This is a genomic window from Kribbella sp. NBC_00662 (genome assembly GCF_041430295.1).
In the GTDB taxonomy this organism is placed as follows: domain Bacteria; phylum Actinomycetota; class Actinomycetes; order Propionibacteriales; family Kribbellaceae; genus Kribbella.
The window spans coordinates 1,900,633-1,919,825 of sequence record NZ_CP109029.1; the positions used below are offsets into that span (position 1 = coordinate 1,900,633).

Annotated in this window: 19 protein-coding genes; 4 read left to right on the forward strand and 15 right to left on the reverse strand. The window is 68.2% G+C overall.

Features of this window, described 5'->3' with window-relative positions:
* Positions 1 to 152 precede the first annotated feature (152 nt).
* The 4 genes from OHA10_RS09595 (at position 153) to OHA10_RS09610 (ending at position 4,118) form a co-directional block, all read left to right on the forward strand.
* Positions 153 to 1,370: a hypothetical protein gene (locus tag OHA10_RS09595; RefSeq protein WP_371405813.1), complete on the forward strand. Its 1,218-nt coding sequence runs from the start codon at positions 153 to 155 to the stop codon at positions 1,368 to 1,370.
* Positions 1,367 to 2,011 carry a hypothetical protein gene (locus OHA10_RS09600; RefSeq protein ID WP_371405814.1) on the forward strand — a complete coding sequence of 215 codons (645 nt, stop codon included), beginning with the start codon at positions 1,367 to 1,369 and terminating at the stop codon, positions 2,009 to 2,011. Before OHA10_RS09595 ends, OHA10_RS09600 begins: the two co-directional genes overlap by 4 nt.
* Complete coding sequence (locus OHA10_RS09605; protein WP_371405815.1) at positions 2,008 to 3,237, forward strand: hypothetical protein; 1,230 nt, start codon at positions 2,008 to 2,010, stop codon at positions 3,235 to 3,237. Before OHA10_RS09600 ends, OHA10_RS09605 begins: the two co-directional genes overlap by 4 nt.
* A 110-nt stretch (positions 3,238 to 3,347) precedes the next feature.
* Complete coding sequence (locus OHA10_RS09610; protein WP_371405816.1) at positions 3,348 to 4,118, forward strand: DUF4097 domain-containing protein; 771 nt, start codon at positions 3,348 to 3,350, stop codon at positions 4,116 to 4,118.
* Positions 4,119 to 4,140: 22 nt separating this feature from the next.
* On the opposite strand, the gene OHA10_RS09615 is transcribed toward OHA10_RS09610, so the two are convergent.
* The 15 genes from OHA10_RS09615 to paaN all read right to left on the reverse strand — a co-directional run bounded on the left by OHA10_RS09615 (position 4,141) and on the right by paaN (position 19,134).
* Positions 4,141 to 4,389 (reverse strand): DUF6458 family protein, encoded by a 249-nt coding sequence (locus OHA10_RS09615; protein ID WP_371405817.1) that lies wholly within the window; start codon positions 4,387 to 4,389, stop codon positions 4,141 to 4,143.
* Between the two features lie 36 nt (positions 4,390 to 4,425).
* The gene (locus OHA10_RS09620; RefSeq protein WP_371405818.1) at positions 4,426 to 4,974 is read right to left on the reverse strand and encodes a DUF2231 domain-containing protein; all 549 of its coding nucleotides are present in this window, start codon (positions 4,972 to 4,974) and stop codon (positions 4,426 to 4,428) included.
* Positions 4,975 to 5,023: 49 nt separating this feature from the next.
* On the reverse strand, positions 5,024 to 6,802 hold the full coding sequence (locus OHA10_RS09625) for an NHL domain-containing thioredoxin family protein (RefSeq protein WP_371405819.1): 1,779 nt from the start codon (positions 6,800 to 6,802) through the stop codon (positions 5,024 to 5,026).
* A gap of 55 nt (positions 6,803 to 6,857) precedes the next feature.
* Positions 6,858 to 8,483: a hypothetical protein gene (locus tag OHA10_RS09630; protein WP_371405820.1), complete on the reverse strand. Its 1,626-nt coding sequence runs from the start codon at positions 8,481 to 8,483 to the stop codon at positions 6,858 to 6,860.
* Between the two features lie 103 nt (positions 8,484 to 8,586).
* Complete coding sequence (locus OHA10_RS09635; RefSeq protein WP_371405821.1) at positions 8,587 to 9,492, reverse strand: carbohydrate ABC transporter permease; 906 nt, start codon at positions 9,490 to 9,492, stop codon at positions 8,587 to 8,589.
* On the reverse strand, positions 9,489 to 10,388 hold the full coding sequence (locus OHA10_RS09640; RefSeq protein WP_371405822.1) for a carbohydrate ABC transporter permease: 900 nt from the start codon (positions 10,386 to 10,388) through the stop codon (positions 9,489 to 9,491). Before OHA10_RS09640 ends, OHA10_RS09635 begins: the two co-directional genes overlap by 4 nt.
* Before the next feature lie 43 nt (positions 10,389 to 10,431).
* Entirely contained in the window at positions 10,432 to 11,709 is a 1,278-nt protein-coding gene (locus OHA10_RS09645; protein ID WP_371405823.1) for an ABC transporter substrate-binding protein, read from the reverse strand.
* A gap of 198 nt (positions 11,710 to 11,907) precedes the next feature.
* A complete protein-coding gene (locus OHA10_RS09650) occupies positions 11,908 to 12,939 on the reverse strand; it encodes a zinc-dependent alcohol dehydrogenase family protein (RefSeq protein WP_371405824.1) in 1,032 nt (343 codons plus the stop codon).
* An 18-nt stretch (positions 12,940 to 12,957) separates the two neighbouring features.
* Positions 12,958 to 13,512, reverse strand: coding sequence for a hypothetical protein (locus OHA10_RS09655; RefSeq protein WP_371405825.1), 555 nt, complete (start codon positions 13,510 to 13,512; stop codon positions 12,958 to 12,960).
* Entirely contained in the window at positions 13,509 to 14,072 is a 564-nt protein-coding gene (locus OHA10_RS09660; protein WP_371405826.1) for a TetR/AcrR family transcriptional regulator, read from the reverse strand. Before OHA10_RS09660 ends, OHA10_RS09655 begins: the two co-directional genes overlap by 4 nt.
* Before the next feature lie 43 nt (positions 14,073 to 14,115).
* Positions 14,116 to 14,634, reverse strand: a complete 519-nt coding sequence (locus tag OHA10_RS09665; protein ID WP_371405827.1) for a flavin reductase family protein — start codon at positions 14,632 to 14,634, stop codon at positions 14,116 to 14,118.
* Positions 14,631 to 16,001, reverse strand: coding sequence for a serine hydrolase domain-containing protein (locus tag OHA10_RS09670; protein ID WP_371405828.1), 1,371 nt, complete (start codon positions 15,999 to 16,001; stop codon positions 14,631 to 14,633). Before OHA10_RS09670 ends, OHA10_RS09665 begins: the two co-directional genes overlap by 4 nt.
* Before the next feature lie 61 nt (positions 16,002 to 16,062).
* Positions 16,063 to 17,112, reverse strand: coding sequence for a glycosyltransferase family 2 protein (locus OHA10_RS09675; protein WP_371405829.1), 1,050 nt, complete (start codon positions 17,110 to 17,112; stop codon positions 16,063 to 16,065).
* Positions 17,055 to 17,318 carry a glycosyltransferase gene (locus OHA10_RS09680; protein WP_371405830.1) on the reverse strand — a complete coding sequence of 88 codons (264 nt, stop codon included), beginning with the start codon at positions 17,316 to 17,318 and terminating at the stop codon, positions 17,055 to 17,057. The genes OHA10_RS09675 and OHA10_RS09680 overlap by 58 nt, the downstream gene beginning before the upstream one ends.
* 142 nt (positions 17,319 to 17,460) lie before the next feature.
* On the reverse strand, positions 17,461 to 19,134 hold the full coding sequence (gene paaN / locus OHA10_RS09685; protein ID WP_371405831.1) for a phenylacetic acid degradation protein PaaN: 1,674 nt from the start codon (positions 19,132 to 19,134) through the stop codon (positions 17,461 to 17,463).
* Positions 19,135 to 19,193: the final 59 nt, after the last annotated feature.

Sequence of the window (19,193 nt, forward strand, 5' to 3'; positions counted from 1 at the left end):
GGGGTGTTGTAGCAACGTTTCTGCCCTGCAACACCGTGACCCTGGCTTGGCTTCCCCTGTCCGAGCCAGGGTCGCGTCTATTCCGGAACCGTGCGAGGAGATTCGGCGTCCGTGTGAGTGTGCCCAGATCCGGTCGTCGTAGGCTGTCCGCGATGTCCGCCGCCCGTCTCCTCGCCGCCCTCCTCGCGACGTTGGCGTTCGTGCCGGCGCTCCCCGCGCAGGCCGACACCCCCGAGTTGCCCGACCGCATCGCCGCGGCCTGGCGGACGGATCACGTCTCCGTCGACGAACGGCTACGGCCGACGATGCCGGCCTCCGAGCTGGCCCGGATCCGTACGGCGATCCGCTCCGCCGGTCTCCCGGTGTACGTCGCGCTCGTGCCGCAGTCGCCGTACCTGCGGGCGAGCGGGTACGACCTGCCGACGTTGCTGCACGCACGGATCGGCGAGCCCGGGGTCTACATCGTCGCGGTTGTCTACGACAACTACTGGTCGGACAACGCCGAGCTGTTCCGGCCGGCCGGGCTGCGCGGCCGCGACCTCTACAGCGTCCGGGCGGACGACAAGCAGGACTCCGATGTCGTCGACGAGCGCCCGGCGCCACAGATCGTCCGCACGATCCAGCAGGCGTCGACAGCGTACGACGGCCGTCCGCTGCCGCCGGTCCCGCCTGCCGATCTGGAGCCGCAGCACTCCGATGGCGGTCTGTCCGTGACGGACAAGGAGAACCGGTCGGCGTACATCGGGATCGGTGTCGGCGCGGTGCTCGGCTTCGCGTTGGTGCTCTTCCTCGGGCTGCGCCGCCGGCGTCCGGCCAAGCAGACGAACCTGCATCGCAGTGACGGTCCGCCGATCGATGCGTGGGACGTGGAGCTCAAGGCGGACGACAAGATCAAGCAGGCCGAGCGGGCCCTCGCGCGGCTCGACAAGCGCAACAACAAGACCACGAAGCAGCTCGACCAGCGCGATGACGCGTACCGGCGACTGGACGCGGCGCGGAGGCTGCGTGCCGATCAACCCGAAGACCTGCTCGCCGCCGCCGGTGCGCTCGTCCTCGCCCGGCAGGCCGAGCGCGTCGCCTCCGGTGCGGAGCTGCAGCCACCGTGCTTCTTCGACCCGCTGCACAACCCCGGTACGACGCAGGTCGACTGGGAGGACGAGGTCGAAGTACCTGCATGCCAGAGCTGCGCGAGCGTCCTCCGCCGCGGCCGGACTCCGATCGGTCTGCGGGTGTGGAGCAAGTCGGGGCTGCTCGGTCACGACCGCAAGAAGGTTCCGTACTGGACGCTCGACCCGGAGGACAACCCGATGGTCGCGACCGGCTTCGGTGCCCTGTCCGACGACCTGCCCGAACGGATCGGGGTCCGATGAGGCGCCTCATTCTGTTGCTGCTAGCAACTGCCTTCGTACTGACCGGGACGGCCTGGGCAACAACGCCTGCCGATCCCCGGGTCGCCGCGGCCACCGCCGCCTGGGCGAAGCAGGGGCTGTACGTCGACCCCGACTTCACCTCGATTGCTGATGGCAACGAGATGCTGCGGGTGATCGAGGCGGCGAAGATGCCGGTCTTTGTCGCCGTCGTACCGACCGGGGACTGGTTCCCGGAGAAGGGCGACGCGACGCTTCTCGCCGGCCGACTGGCTGCCGCGAACGCGAAGCCCGGCGTGTACGTCGTGATGGACGGCGACACGACGTACGGCGTCGCGCACGAGCTCGCGGCGTACGCGCCGGACAGCACCTGGAAGGACAAGGACGAGACGCTGAGCGCACAGCTCTCGAAGTACCTCGAGAATGTCGAGTTGAACGCTCGCTACTCGCCTGAGCCGGCCAGGACCGAGCCGGTACCGAGCGAGCCTGAGCCTTCGTACCCGGAGGAGAAGTTCACCGTCGGCAAGGCGATCGGGAACGGTCTCGGCGGCGGCGCGCTCGGGATGATCGGCGGCGGGATCCTCGCCGGATTCGTGTTGATCGTGGCGGCGATCGCCGCCCGACGTCGGAAGGGAAACGCGTGAAGGCCCTGTTGAGCTGCCTGGCCGCTTTGGTGATGCTGGTCGCGGTCCCGGCCGGGGCCGAGGCGGCGGTGACGACCCGGACGCCGGCGGAGCGGGCTCGCGAGATCGCGACCGCGTTGACGAAGGACCCGTTGTACATCGATCCGGCGTACGCGTCGGCGCTGCCGGAGAAGCTGCGGGCCGACGTACGGACGAAGGCCAAGGCGGTCGGGTACCCGGTCTACACGATCATCCTGCCGCTGACGCCGAGCGACGAGTTCCAGGGCGAGGAGAGCACGGTGCTCACCCTGGTGGAGGACGCGCTGCGCAAGCCGGGGTTGTACGTCGTGGTCGACGGCGGGGACCGCTTCCCGTGGTACGAGGCGCGCGACGTACCGCAGGTCAGCGAGGACAAGCTGCAGGCGGCGCGCGAACGGGCGCTGGACGACGAGGGGTACGACGCGGGGCCGACCGAGGTGCTGGCCCGGATGTACGAGCTGCTGGCCGCGCCGGGGATCCCGTCGACCACGCCTCGGCCGACTTCTGGCACGCCGGCTTCGTCTTCCTCCTCCGACGACGAGTCGGGTGGACATGGTTGGGTCGTGGCGCTGTCGATCGTCGGCGGGCTCGTCGTACTGGTTCTGCTGGGTCTGGTGATCGGGCTGCGGCGGCGAGGTTCGGGGCCGCGGCGTGAGAAGGCGTTCCGGATCCCGCCGCATGTCGCCGCCACGGTCGCGGCCGAGCGGCGCCGGCGGTTGGAGCGGGACACGACGGCTGAGCTGACGACGCTGGGCACGAAGCTCGCGGCCCTGCCGACGACTGACGGTCCTGGCCTGGCACACCAGCAGGCGGCGCTCGACGATCATGCGGCGGCCGGGAAGGTTCTCGATTCCTCCACGTCGCTGGTGGATCTGGTGGGGGCGATGGTTCTGCTCGACAAGGCGCGCCGGGAGTACGACGTCGCCGTGACGGGGCGCGCGAACGCCGTACCGGATCTGTGTGCTTTCAACCCGCTGCACGGCCGGTCCGTCGGCAAGCCGACTCAGGTGGAGGCCGACGGGACGACCCTCACGCTGCCCCTGTGCGCGGACTGCCGGCGGGCGCTGAAGCGCGGTACCGCGCCGGCGTCGTTGCCGGGGGACGACGGGCCGTACTGGTACGACGACACGCTCTGGGCGCGCACGTTCTACGGGACGACCGGTGACGACCTCGCGGCGGCAGTCTCCCGGGGGGAGCTGCACCGGTGATCCCTGAGAGGCGTTCAGGGGCACCTCGGGGGATCTGCCTGATCCTGTGAGCACGCCTCGCCACCTACTGTCGACGCGACAACGTGGGTGGGCTCGAGAAGAGGCGGACGATGGCGGAGAACAAGCAGCTCGGCGTGATCCTGCTGGTGGTGGCGGCCGGGCTGGCGTTCTGGCAGTTCGGCGACAAGGACTCCGACGACACGCACACGGTCGGCGCCAAGATCACCACGGTGGAGCTCGCCGCCGAACACTCCGACATCACCATCAAGGTGTCCGACGACGACAAGACCACCGTGCAGGAGAAGCGCAAGTACTGGTTCTGGAAGCACGGGGACGCGTACTCCGTGAACGACGGCGTACTCAAACTCGACGGCGACTGCGGCTGGCAGTGCAGCGCCGACTTCGAGGTGACGGTCCCGCGCGGCACCAAGATCACCGGCGAGAACGGCAGCGGCGACCTGGAACTCACCGGGGTAGCCGGGGTCGACCTGAAGTCCCGCTCCGGCCAGGTCGAACTCCGTGAGATCAAGGGCGACGTGAATCTCGATGTCACGTCCGGCGACGTTTCCGTCAGTGATCTCACCGGCAAGCTCGGCGTGAAGGCCAACTCCGGCGACATCGAGGCCGCCGACCTGAAGGGCGGCCCGGTCGACGTCGAGACTTCCTCTGGAGACATGGAACTCCAACTCTCCGAGGCCAACGACGTCCGAGCGAAGGGCACGTCGGGCGACATCGAGATCACCGCACCGACCGGCGACTACAAGGTCACCACGGAATCCCGCACCGGCGACGTCGAGAACTCCCTCGGCAACTCCACCACTGGCTCCCACACCCTCGATGCCACCACAACCTCAGGCGACATCGAACTCCACGCGAGGTAAGCCCCCGCCGCGTGGTGCGAACTTACTCCTTGATGTCGCGGTGGTGTTCCTCTACTACGCGGTACTCCTCTTCGACTGCCGGGTCGATGGCGTCGGTGGCGACGCGGCGGCGGCGGTTGGTGATGTAGAAGGAGAGGAGGATGCCGGCCAGGCCGGCGAGCAGGAGGATGTAGCCGACGACCTGCAGGTTCACGGCGTCCCAGGTGTCGCGGACGGCGAACGCCAGCACCGCGCCGATCACCATCAGAAAGATCCCGACACCGATGCTCATCCGAGCCTCCCAGCTAGTCGTCCTACGTCGTCAAAGCTACCTCTCTGTACCCACGCGCCAAACAGTTCGAGCAGTCCCACGATTCAGCGCCAGATGCCCGCCGAGGAAGCCCGCGCCCGCCATCACCAGATTCCCGGCCACGGCGAGCTTCACACCGAGCCCGTGACGGCCGCGCAGCCGCGCAACAAGTGAGCCGACGAACAGGAACGTCGCGGTGTCCGCGCCGAGCGCGTGGACCGCACCGATCCGCCGTTCCTCGCCTGACAGCTCCGACCAGTCAGCGGCGCCCGCAAGAGCCGTCGGCAGGGACGCCAGCACTCCGAAGCCGTTGAGAACCGCCGCCCCACGCCGCGACTCGGACCCACCGGCGAGATCGAGAAGGGACGTGCCGAGCCAGCACCCGGTGGTCACGTCGGTCAGCGACGGATGCAACGAATGCCCGAGTACGTCGGAGTGCAGCGGACTGCCTCGCACCCAGTCGATCAACGGCTGGTACGCCAACTCCTGCGCGCGAGCAAGCCGCTCGGACAGCGGACTTTCGCCGACTGCCCGAACTGCACGCTGCGGCAAGGATCTCGACGCCACATTCTCAAGGTACGCTCACGGCCGCCGCCCCAGGAAGCGCCCGAACCAGCTACTTCCCGCCGGAGAGAACCAATTCGACGCGGTCGGGACCATCGGGAGTCACCTGGACGGGCACGCCCCAGTCCTGCCGATGCATGTGGCACGCAGGAAACTCCACCTCGGCTGCATCATCACAAGACGCGGCCTGTACGGCGACGTGGAGTACGCCGGTGCCCGCGTGCGGGTCGATGACCAGGCGACGTACCAGGTCGGTGGAGTCGCCGGCGCCCTCGCGCAGGAGCGTGTCGGGGGTGGCGGAGACGAGGAGGCGGGTGGACGGGCCATAGCGGTCGTCGAGCTTCTGGCCGGGCGGCGGAGTGAAGACGACCTCGAGGGTCACCTCGCCCGCGGCCACGTCCATCGGCGGGCGCTGGGTCTGCGTGCTGAACTCGTCAGCCGTCGCGGACGCTCCCAGAGGCACCCGCGTCAAGCGGTGGGCGGCCGACTCGACCACCAGGAGCTCGTTGCCCACGACAACGGCACCGCTTGGCTCGGCCAGACCCGTGGCCATCGTCTCGACGATCTCGGTGCGCGGGTCGTACCGGCGTACGGCGCCGTTGTACGTGTCGGCGATCGCGATCGAACCATCGGGCAGCACCGTCACCCCGAGCGGATGCTGCAGCAGCGCCTCGCTCGCCTTCCCGTCGCGCAGCCCGAAGTCGAACAGCCCGGTCCCGACAGCCGTGTGCACCGAAGTCTCGATCCACCGCAGCGCGGAGATCTCGGAGTCGGCCAGCCACAGCCGATCGCCGTCCGCGGCGAGCCCGCTGGTCTGCGCGAACCACGCATCCGCGAGCGGCCCGTCCTTCAGCCCTTCATTGGTCGTACCCGCGGCAACCTCAGTCACCCCGGTGAATGGATCGAACGTCCAGAGCTGGTGTACGCCGGCCATGGCGATCCATACCTTGTCGCCCCACCACGCAACGTCCCACGGCGAACTGAGTACGTCGGTGCCGTCGCCGTCCATCCACTGCTTGCCGGTGCCAACCAACGTCCGCACCTGACCATCCGCCAGCGAGATCCCGCGCAGCGCATGGTTCACGGTGTCGGCGACAACCACGTCGTACCCGAGCCGGCCGGCGACATCCGGCGGCAGAACCACCAGTCCGTTCGGCTCCGAGAACGATGCCTCGTCAGCAGATCCGTCCACAAAACCACGCTGACCGGTCCCGATCCGGCGCATGACGGTTGTCGCGTCCTCGGCGAGCTCGACGATGCTGTGATTGCCGGCGTCCGCAACGAGCAGCCCGTTGTCGAGAGCAACCACTTTGGCGGGGAAGCGAAGATCGGTGGGCTCGGCAACAGGCGCGACGTACGGCGACTTGCCGCGCGTGAGCGTGCCGGCCTCGTCGTGCTGCACGATCAGCTCGGCCAGCAGTGCGTCCAGGGCGTGCGCGTGTCCTTCACCGGAGTACTGCGCGACGATGTACCCGTTCGGATCGACCAGCACGAGGGTCGGCCACGCGCGAGCGGTGTAGTTCTGCCAGGTGATCAGCTCCGGGTCGTCGAGCACCGGATGCCCCACCTCGTACCGCTCCACGGCAGCACGAACCGCCGCCTCTTCACCTTCGTGCGCGAACTTCGGCGAGTGCACGCCGACGATCACCAGCGCATCGCCGTACTTCTCCTCCAACGGCCGCAACTCGTCGAGCACGTGCAGGCAGTTGATACAACAGAACGCCCAGAAGTCCAGCAACAGAAAGCGTCCCCGGAAGTCAGCGAGCGACAACTCCTGACCACCGGTGTTCAACCAACCCCGACCCCGCAACTCCGGCGCACGCACATGCATGCCCCCATTGTCCGCCGCCGCTCAACCCGATCCGCCCCGGGCCCGGCCGCTGAGATCAGAGCGGGAGGATCAGCGTGTCGGTCAGGAGTTTGGCGGTTTTGCGCAGGGTTGCCGGGGAGGAGGAGAGGTCTGTGGCGAGGGCGTAGGGGGTGAGGGGTTCGCCGGGGCCGACGAGGCGGTGGCGGTGGGCCAGGAGCCAGACGATGGCTCGGGGCCAGGTGGAGAGGCGGGCCTTGGCGAGGAGGTCGGGCGCGTCGCGGACCAGGCGTTCGGCGATGTCGAACGCGTCGGGGGCGTACGCCGTACCGAGGGTTTCGCCGGCCATCAGCCACGCGTGGGGGGCGAGCACGGAGAGCGTGGCGGCTTGGGAGTTGTCCAGGCCGCGGAGGTCCGGTTGGGGCGGGGAGCCCAGTCCGGCAAGCGCTCGGTAAGCGTCTTCCAGGTCGTTGGTGGTGTCGTCGAGGAAGACCCGCTCGCCAGGCTTCGAGCCGACCGGGTCGATCATGGCAGCAGCTTCCAGCGCAGGCTGCCAGACGTCGACCGCGTCGATGGCCTCGTCGACGGCGTCCAGCGGCAACTGCGTGCGGTCACCAGCGAACTGGAGCCAGGCCTTCACCACAACAGGAACCGCGTCGAAATACGTGCTGTCGGCAAGGACCTTCCGCGGCAACCAGTGCGCAAGGAAGAGCTCGACGAGTACGGCGCTGACCCGCAGCGGACCGCCGACCGTATGGTCCACCGCGTGGTCGATCCACAGCCGGGCGATGTCTGCGGCGTCGTCCGGCAACGCCGGAGCAGACTCCAGGAACTCCTCGACCAGCTGATCGCGCTGTCGCGGAGACAACAGCGGCCGGATCGGCGGGCGGATCGGGCGCTCCGGCAACTGGGTCAGCCGATTCACCAGCAGACCGGTGAAGAACTCGAAGTCCTCGCTCACCGGCGGATCGTCGTAGTCGCGGGTCTCCCCCAGCGCCTGCAGGATGATCCCGGCCGCGGTCGACGGCCGCACGGTCCGGATCGTCACCCGCCCGCCGCGCTGATAAGCCTCGAGCACCCGGTCAACCGGCGGCCCGACGAACACATCCTTCACGATCGCGCCGAGGTTGTTGTCGATGAACACCACCACCGTGTGCGGATGCTGCTCGTCGTCATAATCCAGCACGACGCTCAGTCCGTCGCCGGTGATGTCCTCGGACACGATCGCGCTGGTCAGCCGGAACCCGGCGATCCTGGTCACCCACTCGGGCACCGCGTCTTGCGTGCGCAACCGTGAGATATGGGCTCGCTGCAACGGCAATCGCCCGGCCGGACCAACCGTCCGGGCCAGGCTCGTCAGCAGGACGAAGGACTCCAGATCGCGTCGCTCACCGAGCACCCGCGCGGCATCGGCCCAGAAGAACCGCTCCACCTCGCCGATCTCGTCCGGACGCCCGGCCGGCCACAGCTGATCCGCGAGCATCGAGGCCGAGCGGGCCACCGATGCCTCGGCAATCACGGGGTGCAGCGCGGCCGGCACCGCGGCCAGGTCGAGGGAGAGCGTCTCGAGCAGGGTCTCCAGCACGGCGACGCTCGGCGTGGTGTCGACATCGACACCCGCCGTCGGCCCGTGCGGCTCGCCAGGATCGGGGACGAGCCGTAAGTGGCTGCGCCGCCCATCCCGTCCGCGTGGAGACTTGGTCACCTTCGTGAGATTACCGTCCGGAACCAGTCCACCGCAGTCCAGTGCGCGCGTCCTGTGGATAACGAGGCCCGTGCCCCCGGACGGGAGCACGGGCCACCGACGGTCAGCCCTTCAGGGCACCGGCCATCAGGCCGCCGATGAACCAGCGGCCCAGGAGGATGTAGACGATCAGCGTCGGGAACGACGTGATCAGGGCGCCGGCCATGCTCGCGGCGTAGTCGACCTTCTGTCCACCCGCCAGCGCGGCCAGACCCAACGTCACCGGGCCGTTGTTCTGCTGGGTCAGGAACAGTGCGAACAGGAAGTCGTTCCAGACCGAGGTGAACTGCCAGATCAGCGTCACCACGAAGCCGGAGATCGAGATCGGCAGGATGATCCGCAGGTACGTCTGGACCAGCCCGGCCCCGTCCACCCGGGCCGACTCGATGATCTCGTTCGGCACGATCGTGGCGTAGTAGTTCCGGAAGATCAGCGTGCAGATCGGGATGCCGTAGATGCAGTGCGCGATGATCAGCGTCGGCACACCCCGGGTCACGTCCAGCTCGGTGAACGTCGTACGCAGCGGCAGCATCACCGCCTGGTACGGGATGAACATCCCGAACAGGATGAACGCGAACACGATGTTCGCACCCGGGAACCGCCAGCGGGCCAGCACGAACCCGTTCATCGAGCCGATCAGCGACGAGATGATCGCGGCCGGGATCGCCAGCGACAGCGACCGGATCATGTACGGCTGGAGTACGTCCCAGGCCTTGCGCCAGGGCTCCAGCGTCCATTCCTTCGGCAGGTTCCACTGCGAGGCAGCGGTGGTGTCACCGGAGGTCTTGAAGCTGGTGATCAGTACGACGTACACCGGGATCAGCACGAACAGCAGGAACAACAGCAGCAGGATGTACCGGATCGTCCGGCTGCGCCGGGTCGAACCGTCCGCGATCACCCCGCGCTTCTGCGGCTTCCGGCGGATGGCCGCAGCAGCCTGGCCGGTCGCTGCGGCGGTGTCGGCGCTCATTCCTCATTCTCCTGCCGGACGGTGTACGCGATGTACGGGATGACGAGGACAGCGACGACGGCGAGCAGAACGATCGCGATCGCGGCCGCCTTGGCCTGGTCACTGCGTAGCAAGGTGTTCCACATGTAGACCGCCGGCACCTCGGTCCGGAACTGGTTCGGCCCGGTGATCGCGTAGATCAGGTCGAACAGCTTCAGCGACATGTGTCCGAGGATGATCAGCGCGGACAGCGCGATCGGCGACAGCTGCGGGAACAGCACGTGCCGGTAGAGCTTGAACTCCGACGCGCCGTCGACCCGGGCCGCCTCGCGCAGCTCCGGCGGGATGCCCCGGAAACCGGCCAGGAACAAGGCCATGATGTAGCCGGACAGCTGCCAGACCGCAGGCAGCGCGATGGACGCCATCGTCGTCCATCTACTACCCGCGGTCCACCAGGGATTCTCCAGGAACTGCAGATGGAGGATCTCGAACAACCGGTTCAGCCCACGCGCGTCCTCGCCCTGGGACGGGTTGAGCAACCAGCCCCAGACCACGCCCGAGGCGATCATCGAGATCGCCATCGGGAACAGGTAGATCGACCGGAAGACCGACTCGCCGGGCACGCCCTTCTCCAGCAGCAGTGCCCAGAGCAGACCGAAGATCAGCGTGCCCACGATGAACGCCACCGTGAGCACGCCGAGGTTCTTCAGCGAGTTGAGGAACCGGTCCTCACCGAACAGATGCGCGTAGTTCTCGAAGCCGACGTAGTTGGCCGGGCCTTTGCGGGCCGTGTGCCGGTCGGTCAGCGAGGTGTTGAAGGACCACGCGATGAGCCCGTAGACGAAGTACCCGAGCAGCAGCACGGTCGGCAGCAGCACCAGGGCTCCAGGTCCCCAGGTGCGGATTCTTCCGTGCACGCTCAGTCCTCCAACTCGTACTGGTTCCGCAACTCGACCTGCATCAGCTCGTCTTCATCGCGGTACCGAGCGCCGACTGCAGCTTGGCGACGTCCGGGCTGCCGCTGAACTGGCTGATCGCGGACAGGATGTCGTTGTTCTGACCCAGCGTGCACGCGGCACCGTGGGCGCAGGACGGAACGATCGTCTTGCTCTTCCAGTCCGCCATCGCCGACTGCTGGTACTTCGGGTAGTCGGCCGGGTTGGCGTCCGAGCGGGCCGGGATCGAGCCCTTCTTGGTGTTGAACGCCTTCTGGCCCTCGGCCGAACCGACCGTCTTCAGCCAGCACTTGGCGCCGTCGGGGTCGGCACCGTTGGTCGGCAGCGTGAACGAGTCCGAGAGGAACTGGAAGTCGCCCTCGGTGCCCGGGGCCGGCCAGTAGGTGTACGCCGTGTCCGGAATCTTGTCCGCCACCTGCTGCGCGGCGACCCAGTCACCCATCAGCGTGTAGCCGGCCTTGCCGGAGTTCACGTAGCCCAGCGCGTCCGGCCAGTCGATCGCCTCGCGGTCGGTGTTGGTGAACGTGAGCAGCGTCTTGTACTTGTTCAGCGCCGCCGTGACGTCGCCACCGGCCCAGTCGGTCTTGCCGTCCCACAGACCCTTGAACTTGTCCGGGCCGAGCTCGGCCAGCAGTACGGCCTCGACCAGCATCTCCTGGGCGAAGCCCTTCGAGATCGCCAGCGGTGCCGTGACACCGGCCGCCTTCAGCTTGGTCAGATCGGCGATCCACGCGTCCACGTTGGCCGGAGCCTTGGTGCCGTCGATGCTCGCCTTCTTCAGCACCGTCGGGTTCGCCCAGACCACGTTCGCGCGGTGGACGTTGGCAGGGATCGAGTAGATCTTGCCGTCGACGGTCAGGTTGTCGATCAGGTTCTGCGGGAACGCCTTGTCCAGCCCGAAGTCCTTGTACAGCTGGCTGATGTCGTCGACCTGGCCCGCGTTGATGTAGTCCTTCAGCTCCGCACCGGCGTGCGCCTGGAACGTGGACGGCGGCTTACCCGCCTGCAGGTCGTTGGCCAGCACCTGCTTCGCGTTCGAGCCTGCGCCACCGGCAACCGCCGAGTTGACGAACTTGTAGTCCTTGCAGTCGGTGCCGAACACCGACACCAGGCCGTCCAGACCGGCCTTCTCACCACCGTCGGCCCACCAGGTGAAGACAGTGACGTCCTTGTTCGCGGACGAGCCACCGCCGCCGCTGTCGTCGCTGTTTCCGCAGGCGCTCACCGCGAGAAGACCCGCCGCACCCACCAGCGCCAGGGTCTTACTCAGACCACCACGCATGATTCACTCTCCGATCATTGGATGGAGCCGCCTGTGACAACGATGCCCCCTTGACTGTGCCACTCTGGGACGGCTCGCATCGGGTGTCAACGTTCCGCGCAGGCGCGTTGCGCAGCCGTGACCCGCGCACCTTGACAGTGTGAGAGCGCGCACATTCACGGCCTGAAAAAACCCTCTGCGCAGTCGGACTGCGCATAATCAGGGCCGCAGGAGCACCTTGATCGCACGCCGCTCGTGCATGGCGACGTAGCCCTCCGCGACGTCGGCCAACGGGAGCTCCGAGTCGAACACCTTGCCCGGGTTGATCTCCCCGGCCAGCACCTCGGTCATCAGGTCCGGCAGGTACGCCCGGCACGGTGCGGCGCCGCCGGCAAGCCCGATGTTGCGCCTGAACATCGTGCCGATCGGTAGCTCGACGTCGTGCGGCACGCCCACGAAGCCGACCGTCGACCCGGGCCGGGCGACGTCGAACGCGGTCGTCATCGACTGCGCGGTGCCGACGCACTCCAGCACCGCGTCGGCCCCGACGCCCTTGGTCAGTTCGAGTACGGCGTCCCGCGCCGCGTCGCCGCGTTCGGAAATGATGTCCGTGGCACCGAATTCCCTGGCCAGCTTCTGACGGGGCTCATGCCGCGACAAGGCAACGACCCGCTCCGCGCCCATCCGGGAAGCCGCGAGTACGCCGCACAGCCCGACCGCACCGTCGCCCACGACAACTACCGTGTCGCCGGCCTTCACCCGCGCGGATCGCGCCGCGTGCCAGCCGGTGCCCATCACGTCGGACAGCGTGAGCAGTGACGGTACGAGCGCGTCGTCGGGCACCTCAGGGGTCGCGACGAGCGTGCCGTCGGCGTACGGGAGCCGCACGTACTCACCCTGGCCGCCGTCAGCCTTGCCGCCGCCGTAGCCGACCATGTTCTGGCAGGCGGTCTGGTAACCGGCCAGGCAGTGCGGGCAGGTCCCGTCGCTCACCACGAACGGCGCGACGACGAAATCGCCCGCCTTCACAGTCCGGACGTCCGAGCCGACCTCCTGGACGATGCCGACGAACTCGTGCCCGATCGGCCGCGGCTCCTTGACCGGCGGCTCACCACGGTACGGCCAGAGGTCCGACCCACAGATGCATGAGGCAACAACCTTGACCACCGCATCGCCCGGCCCCTCGATCTTCGGGTCCGGAAGCTCTTCCAGCCGTACGTCGAACGGCGCATGGATCACTGTGGCACGCATGCTGCCAACACTAGATCCTCAGGCCGGACTGAGCGCAGCCCGCACCCGCTTCGGGTTGGATGCCAGCCACACGCAACCGGCGGCGAGCAGCACACCGTGAACGATCCGCACGGCGGGCGGGGCGAAGAACTGCGGCAGGAAGAGACCGAAACCTACGGCGAACACGATCGCCGGCACGGTCTTCAGCCGCACCGCGACCACGATCGCGGCTGCCGCCATGGTCAGCAGGCCGAGGCCGAACATCGTGATCGAGACCGGGTTGTAGCGCACGGCGTCGGCCAGGTCGAGCAGGTTCGGCTGGGCGGCGATCGCGTGCAGACCGAAGTCCTCGGCACCGTAGTACGGCAGCGTCAGGCCGGCGCCGATCCAGAAGATGATCGCGGCCCTGCGGTCGATCTCCAGCAAGGCGATCGCGACGAGGATGAAGCCGAGCATCGCGCACACATGCGCGACGACCCAGGCGGTCGAACCCATCGCGGCCGAGGCGCCCGACATCGTCGTCTCGTCGTGCCACGGGCGGAGGGCGGGGTAGAGCAGGAACAGCACACCTGCGACGGACAGGGGGATTCTCATGATTCGTTCCTCAGGCTGGCGAGATACATCTGGATGAGCTGGTCGTAGGTGCCGTCGAGGTCTTCGGGCAGGCCGAAGCCGCCGGCCGACTCGATGGAGGCGAAGCCGTGGACGAGCACCCGCAGCCGGCGGGCCGCGTGGACCGCGGCCGGACCCTCCAGCCCGTAGCCGCGCAGCGTCGCGAACATGACGTCGACCTGTTTCGCACCGGCCGCCTTCTGGATCGGGTCGTGCAGCGGATCCATCGGCATCGCGGAGTACCGCTTCGGGTTGGCGGTGACGTAGGCGCGGTAGGCGTGCATCAGCGCGGTCACCGCCTCGTCGCCGCCACGGCCCAGAACGGCCGCGGTGAACCGGTCCGTCATGTCGTCCAGCACCCGAACCCCGACGAGCGCTTTCAGCTCGGCGAGGCTCGCCACGTGCTTGTACAGCGACGGCGTGGCCACCTCGCAGCGCTGCGCCACGGCGGCGAGCGTCAGGCCTTCCAGCCCGTGCTCGTCCACGATGCCGAGCGCCACCTCGACCACGGCGGCGGGCGTCAACGACTTCTTAACAACCATAGCTCAGAGGCTAATGCCATTAGCCTGAGTCGTCAAAGAGATTTCAGATCGTCCCGTAGCGTCCGCGCCGGTGGACCAGAGCTGGTACGTCGTCCGCGCCGAGCTCGACGTGGACGATCTCCAGCTGCACCTGCAGGCCCCAGCCGACCTCAGGCGGGTCCTGGTCGACCAGCGTGCAGCCGGCCCAGGTGCTGACCCCGACCGGGGCAGGCCCCCAGGCGGTGTCCGTCCAGTCGATCAACCGGAACGGCCCGCCCGGGGCCGGCGCAACGTACCCGAAGGCGTCGGCGAGCTGCCGGTGTGGCTCGCCGAGCAGCGACACCACCGCGGTCCTTGCCTCGCGCAACGTTTCCCACAGGTCCGAGACCGGGTCGATCAGCCCGATCACGTACCCGGGCTCACCGTCCGCGACCATCATCGACGACACCGTGAGCCCGGCCCGCTTCCCGGCGTACGCCGTCGTCCAGAGCCCGACCGGGGACGGCAGCCGCCCGCGGAACCGCCGTACCGGACTCCGCTCGGACTCGGGCGGGAGGAACGGGTGGTCGCCGTGAATGGTCACCTGGTCACGGTAACGCGCTCCGGGAGGGTGAACTCGTCGATCGGGCGCAGGCTCAGGCCGCTCGACCCGCGGACCGACTCGACGGCGCCGTTCGCGTCGAAGGTGAAGCGGTACGACTCGCCGTACGAGCCGTAGCCGTTGCCGCCGGTGACCCGCAGCGTGTCGCCGTCCACCTCGAGCTCCTGGGGCTCGTCGGCGGGGTTCGGCCCGGTGGGGTCGGTCGCGTACAGCCGGCCGCCGAGCAGGACGAAGTCGGTGATGCCCCAGAGGTTCGCGAACCGGCCGGTGAACCGACCGAGCCCCGCTTCCTCCACGCGGTCCTGCGAGTCGGCCAGGTTGAGGAGCCGCAGCAGGCCCTCCGCGAGCTGCGCCGCGGGACCGTCGATCGCGTTCGTCAGCGCGGACACGACCAGTCGGCGTTCGGGGTCGACGAGGGTCCGGGTGATGTGGCCCGGGTACCCGCCGCCGTGGCCGAAGACGTCCACGTCACCGACCTTCGTCACCGAGAGACCGAGGCCGTACCGCGCCTTGTCGTCGGAGCCGGTGATCCACAGCGGATGCTGCATCTCGCGCTTCGATTTGTCGGTGAGCAACCGGTCGTCGCCGGGCAGGTGCGCGGAGAAGTACGTGACGAGGTCGCGCGCGTTGCCGAAGAACCCGGTCGCGGAGGCCAGCGCCCGGGTGTCGACATGCTCGATCGGCACGCGCGTGTCGGCGTACGCCAGCGCGCTGTACCCCGCGGCGTACTCCGACAGCCGGGCCGGATCGAGCTCCGGACCGAGCCCGGCCAGCCCGAGCTTGTCCACGATCGCGGTCTGCACATAGGCGTTGTACGGCGCACCCGATGCCGCCTCGATGACGAGACCGAGCAGGCCGTAGCCGATGTTCGAGTACTTGAAGCGGTCGTTCTCGGAGATGACCGCCGACGACTCGAGCCGGAGTACCTCGAGCAGCTCGTCGCGGTCCGGGAAGCTGGTCGACAGCTGCCACCAGTCCGCGTCGAGACCGTCCCGGGTGACACCGCCGGCGTGTGCCAGCAGCTCGCGGACGGTCCGCTGACCGAGCGGCGTGCCGACGATCTCGGTGACGTGCTGCTCCGCCTTGTCGTCCAGCCGCAGCCGGCCCTGCTCCACCAGTTGGAGCACGGCCGTCGCGGTGAACGTCTTCGAATGCGAGGCGATCCGGAACAGATGCTGCTCGGTGAGCGGTACGCCGTTCTCCACGTCCGCGAACCCGTACGCCGCCGAGAACGCGATCGCGTCCCCGGCGTACACCGCGACCTGGATGCCGGGCACCCGCTGATAGCGCTGGTTGAACGCCAGCCAGCTGTCGTAGTAAGCGAGTGCCTCGGTCAAGCTTTCAGTCACGGTCGTTCTCCTGGACGGATCGGCGGATGGAGATGAATCAGTCATACCTTCCGCATCAGGGTCAGCTCAACGACGCTTCGGCAGCAACTTCAGCACCGCGAGTCCGGCGAACAGGAGTGCGAACCCGGCCACCATCAGGGCCAGGGTGTTTGTTGCCGCGCCGGTGGCGGCCAACGTGGTTCCGGCGGGCAAGGTCAAACTTTGGTGTCCGTACATGAGACTTCCTTGTGATCAGTGGATTGAATGAAGTGACGTGATGCCAGCGGGCCTCGGCCCGGCGTACCGAATCCCAGACCGCGCGCAGCAGAACGCATTGGAGGAACAGGTCATAGGCCCACTCGACGACCATCAGGGCGGCGAGCAGCATGGGCCGGGCGCCGCGACGGCGGACCGTCACGACGCGTTCGGCGACGAAGATCAGCCCGACCGCGAGCCACAACGGCTGGACGCGCAGACCGTTGCCGGCGGTCAGGATCGTCAGCAGGACGAACGACCACATGGCGATCAGCCCGACGCCCATGCCTGCCTGCTGGGCGGCGTACGGAAGCGTGACCCGGTTGAGGCCGTAGGCCCGCAGGTTCTCGATGGCTCCACGCTGCCAGCGGAGACGCTGACGCCAGAGGTCACGCCAGCCCGGCATCACCTCGGTGACCACCCAGCAGTCCGCCGGGGACACGCAGCGGAACCCGAGCGATTTGATCGCGAGGGTGATCTCGTTGTCCTCGGTCAGCGCGGTGGTGTCGTACACCAGGCCGGCCGGACCCGGCAGGTCGCGGCCACGCGCGGCGGCGACGCGGGTGAGTACGTCGACGCGATGCAGCGTCGCCGTACCGGTCAGCACCATCGCGCGACCGTTCTTCCGATCGATGTCGCGTGCGTACCGCGCGTACTCGTTGCGTTGCAGCTCACCGACCAACCCGTGGCCGGGTTCACCCCAGAAGATGCCGCCGACCGCTCCGACCGACTCGTCGGCCAGCTCGCGCAGAGCGGTCTCGACGAACCGCGGCGCAAGTACGCCGTCCGCGTCCATCACCAGGATGCGGTCGGCCGGTGTCAGGACCTCCAGCAGGATCGACAGCGCCTGGTTGAGGCCGCCCGCCTTCTTGTGCACGTTGCCGACGGTCTCGAAGACCTCCGCGCCGGCCCCGTGGCCAGCGCGACGGTCCCGTCCGTGCAGTTGTCCGCGACCACGATCACGCGGTCCGGTCGCCGGGTCTGCTGCCACAGCGAGTTCAATGCGGCCGGCAGGGCCGCCTCCTCGTTGTGCGCAGGCACCAGCACCACTACTTGGGCATGTCTGCCCGTCCCCAGTTCCACCCCAGATCCCCCGTGCTACCTGATTGTCGCGCTCTCAACTAACTGAGAGTATCGGAGCTGGGATCTGGAAACGCAAGTAGTAGCACTCAGTTATCTTTTAACGTCAATCTCACCTTGTGTGCATGATCGTGCCTCGGGCCGATCACGCAACGTGTCGGCGCGATTGGATCACGCGGAAGCGGCTCGCGACGTACGCACCATCGGTGTACGTCGCGTTGGCGGCCGGATTCGCTCCGGTGCCGTGGAAGTCGCTGAAGGCGGCCGACTGGTTGACGAAGACTGCGCCGGTCAAGTTCTCGGACAGGGCGACGCCCGCGTCGAGGGCCGCATCGCGAGCCTCGTCGAGGACCTTGGTGTCGGTCGAGTAGATGCCGGCGGTCATCGCGCCGTCCTCGGTGACCGTCTTGCGGAACAGGTCGATCGACTGGGCGGTGTCGGCCGTCTTGACCAGGAACGACACCGGGCCGAAGCACTCCCGCCCGTACACCTCGGCATCGTCGGCGTCGATCGCGACGAGCAGCGGCGTCCGTACGACGGCGTCCGGGAAGGCCGGGTGCTCGATCGCGCGGGACTCCAGCACCACGTCGCCGTACTCCGGAGCGAGCTCGAGGCGGCTGATCACGGCCTGGTTCACGATGCCGCCGAGGATCTCGACCGCACGGGCGTCGTCACCGAGCAGCTTGCTGATCGCGGTCGCGATGCCCTGGCCGACCTCGTCGAAGGACTTGTGGCCCTCGTCGGTCTCGATCCCCCCGGCGGGGATGAACAGGTTCTGGGTGGTGGTGCACATCTGGCCGGAGTACAGGCTCAGGGTGAAGGCGAGGTTGTTGCAGAGCGCCTTGAAGGAGTCGGTCGAGTCGATGATGACCGCGTTGACGCCGGCCTTCTCGGTGAAGACGGTCGCCTGGGTCGCGTTCTGCTCGAGCCACTCGCCGAACTCGCTGCCGCCGGTGAAGTCGATCAGCTTCACCTCGGGGCGCTGCGCCAGCGGCTTGGCCAGGCCGTCGCCGGCCCGCTCGGTGGCCAGGGTGACCAGGTTCGGGTCGAAGCCGGCCTCGCCGAGCACCTCGCGGCACACGTCGACGGTGATCGCCAGTGGCAGAACGGCCAGCGGGTGGGGCTTCACGACGACCGCGTTGCCGGTGACGAGCGAGGCGAACAGACCAGGCCAGGAGTTCCAGGTCGGGAACGTGTTGCAGCCGATCACCAGCGCGACGCCGCGGCCGGTGACGGTGAACGTCTTCTCCATCCGGATCGGGTCGCCCTTGGCCGGCTTCTCCCAGGTCGCGGTCGCCGGGTAGCGGTTCATCTCCTCGTACGCGTACGCGACGGCCTCGAGCGCCCGGTCGAGCGCGTGCGCACCGCCGGCCTGGAACGCCATCACGAACGCCTGACCGCTGGTGTGCTGGACCGCGTTGGCCAACTCGAACACCCGCTTGTGCAGCCGGTCGAGAATCTCCAGCACGACGCCGGTCCGCCCGTCGATCCCGGCCCGGCGCCAGTCCGCGAGGCCCTGCTGGGCCGCGGTCAGCAGCTCGTCCAGGCCTTCCTCGACCACCCGCGGGTACGAGACGTCCATCGGGATCCCGAACGGCGACTGCTCGGTGACGACCGTTCCGCGCGCACCGGGGATCTCGAGGTCATAGGTCTTCGCCAGATGCGCCTCGAACGCCGCCTTGCCGTCGGCCGCCGCGGTCTCGCCGTACACGCGAGGGCTCGGGGACTCGGGGAACGCGGAGTGGTAGCCGCGGCTGTGGATCGCCGCCAGTGCGCCGTCCAGGCGCTCGCGATGGGTGGAGAGCAGGTCGGTCGTCATGCCTGCGATGTTACAGTCATTGGCGCAACCGGTACTAGGGTGTCACAAGCCGTCTTCTC

What these genes read in the sequence shown, in the direction of transcription:
- OHA10_RS09655 (WP_371405825.1), bottom strand. Translation starts at nt 13,512, where the DNA reads ATGAGAATCCCCCTGTCCGTCGCAGGTGTGCTGTTCCTGCTCTACCCC.
- OHA10_RS09615 (WP_371405817.1), bottom strand. Translation starts at nt 4,389, where the DNA reads ATGAGCATCGGTGTCGGGATCTTTCTGATGGTGATCGGCGCGGTGCTG.
- OHA10_RS09600 (WP_371405814.1), top strand. Translation starts at nt 1,367, where the DNA reads ATGAGGCGCCTCATTCTGTTGCTGCTAGCAACTGCCTTCGTACTGACC.
- OHA10_RS09635 (WP_371405821.1), bottom strand. Translation starts at nt 9,492, where the DNA reads ATGAGCGCCGACACCGCCGCAGCGACCGGCCAGGCTGCTGCGGCCATC.
- OHA10_RS09625 (WP_371405819.1), bottom strand. Translation starts at nt 6,802, where the DNA reads ATGCATGTGCGTGCGCCGGAGTTGCGGGGTCGGGGTTGGTTGAACACC.
- paaN (WP_371405831.1), bottom strand. Translation starts at nt 19,134, where the DNA reads ATGACGACCGACCTGCTCTCCACCCATCGCGAGCGCCTGGACGGCGCA.
- OHA10_RS09610 (WP_371405816.1), top strand. Translation starts at nt 3,348, where the DNA reads ATGGCGGAGAACAAGCAGCTCGGCGTGATCCTGCTGGTGGTGGCGGCC.
- OHA10_RS09595 (WP_371405813.1), top strand. Translation starts at nt 153, where the DNA reads ATGTCCGCCGCCCGTCTCCTCGCCGCCCTCCTCGCGACGTTGGCGTTC.
- OHA10_RS09660 (WP_371405826.1), bottom strand. Translation starts at nt 14,072, where the DNA reads ATGGTTGTTAAGAAGTCGTTGACGCCCGCCGCCGTGGTCGAGGTGGCG.
- OHA10_RS09645 (WP_371405823.1), bottom strand. Translation starts at nt 11,709, where the DNA reads ATGCGTGGTGGTCTGAGTAAGACCCTGGCGCTGGTGGGTGCGGCGGGT.
- OHA10_RS09650 (WP_371405824.1), bottom strand. Translation starts at nt 12,939, where the DNA reads ATGCGTGCCACAGTGATCCATGCGCCGTTCGACGTACGGCTGGAAGAG.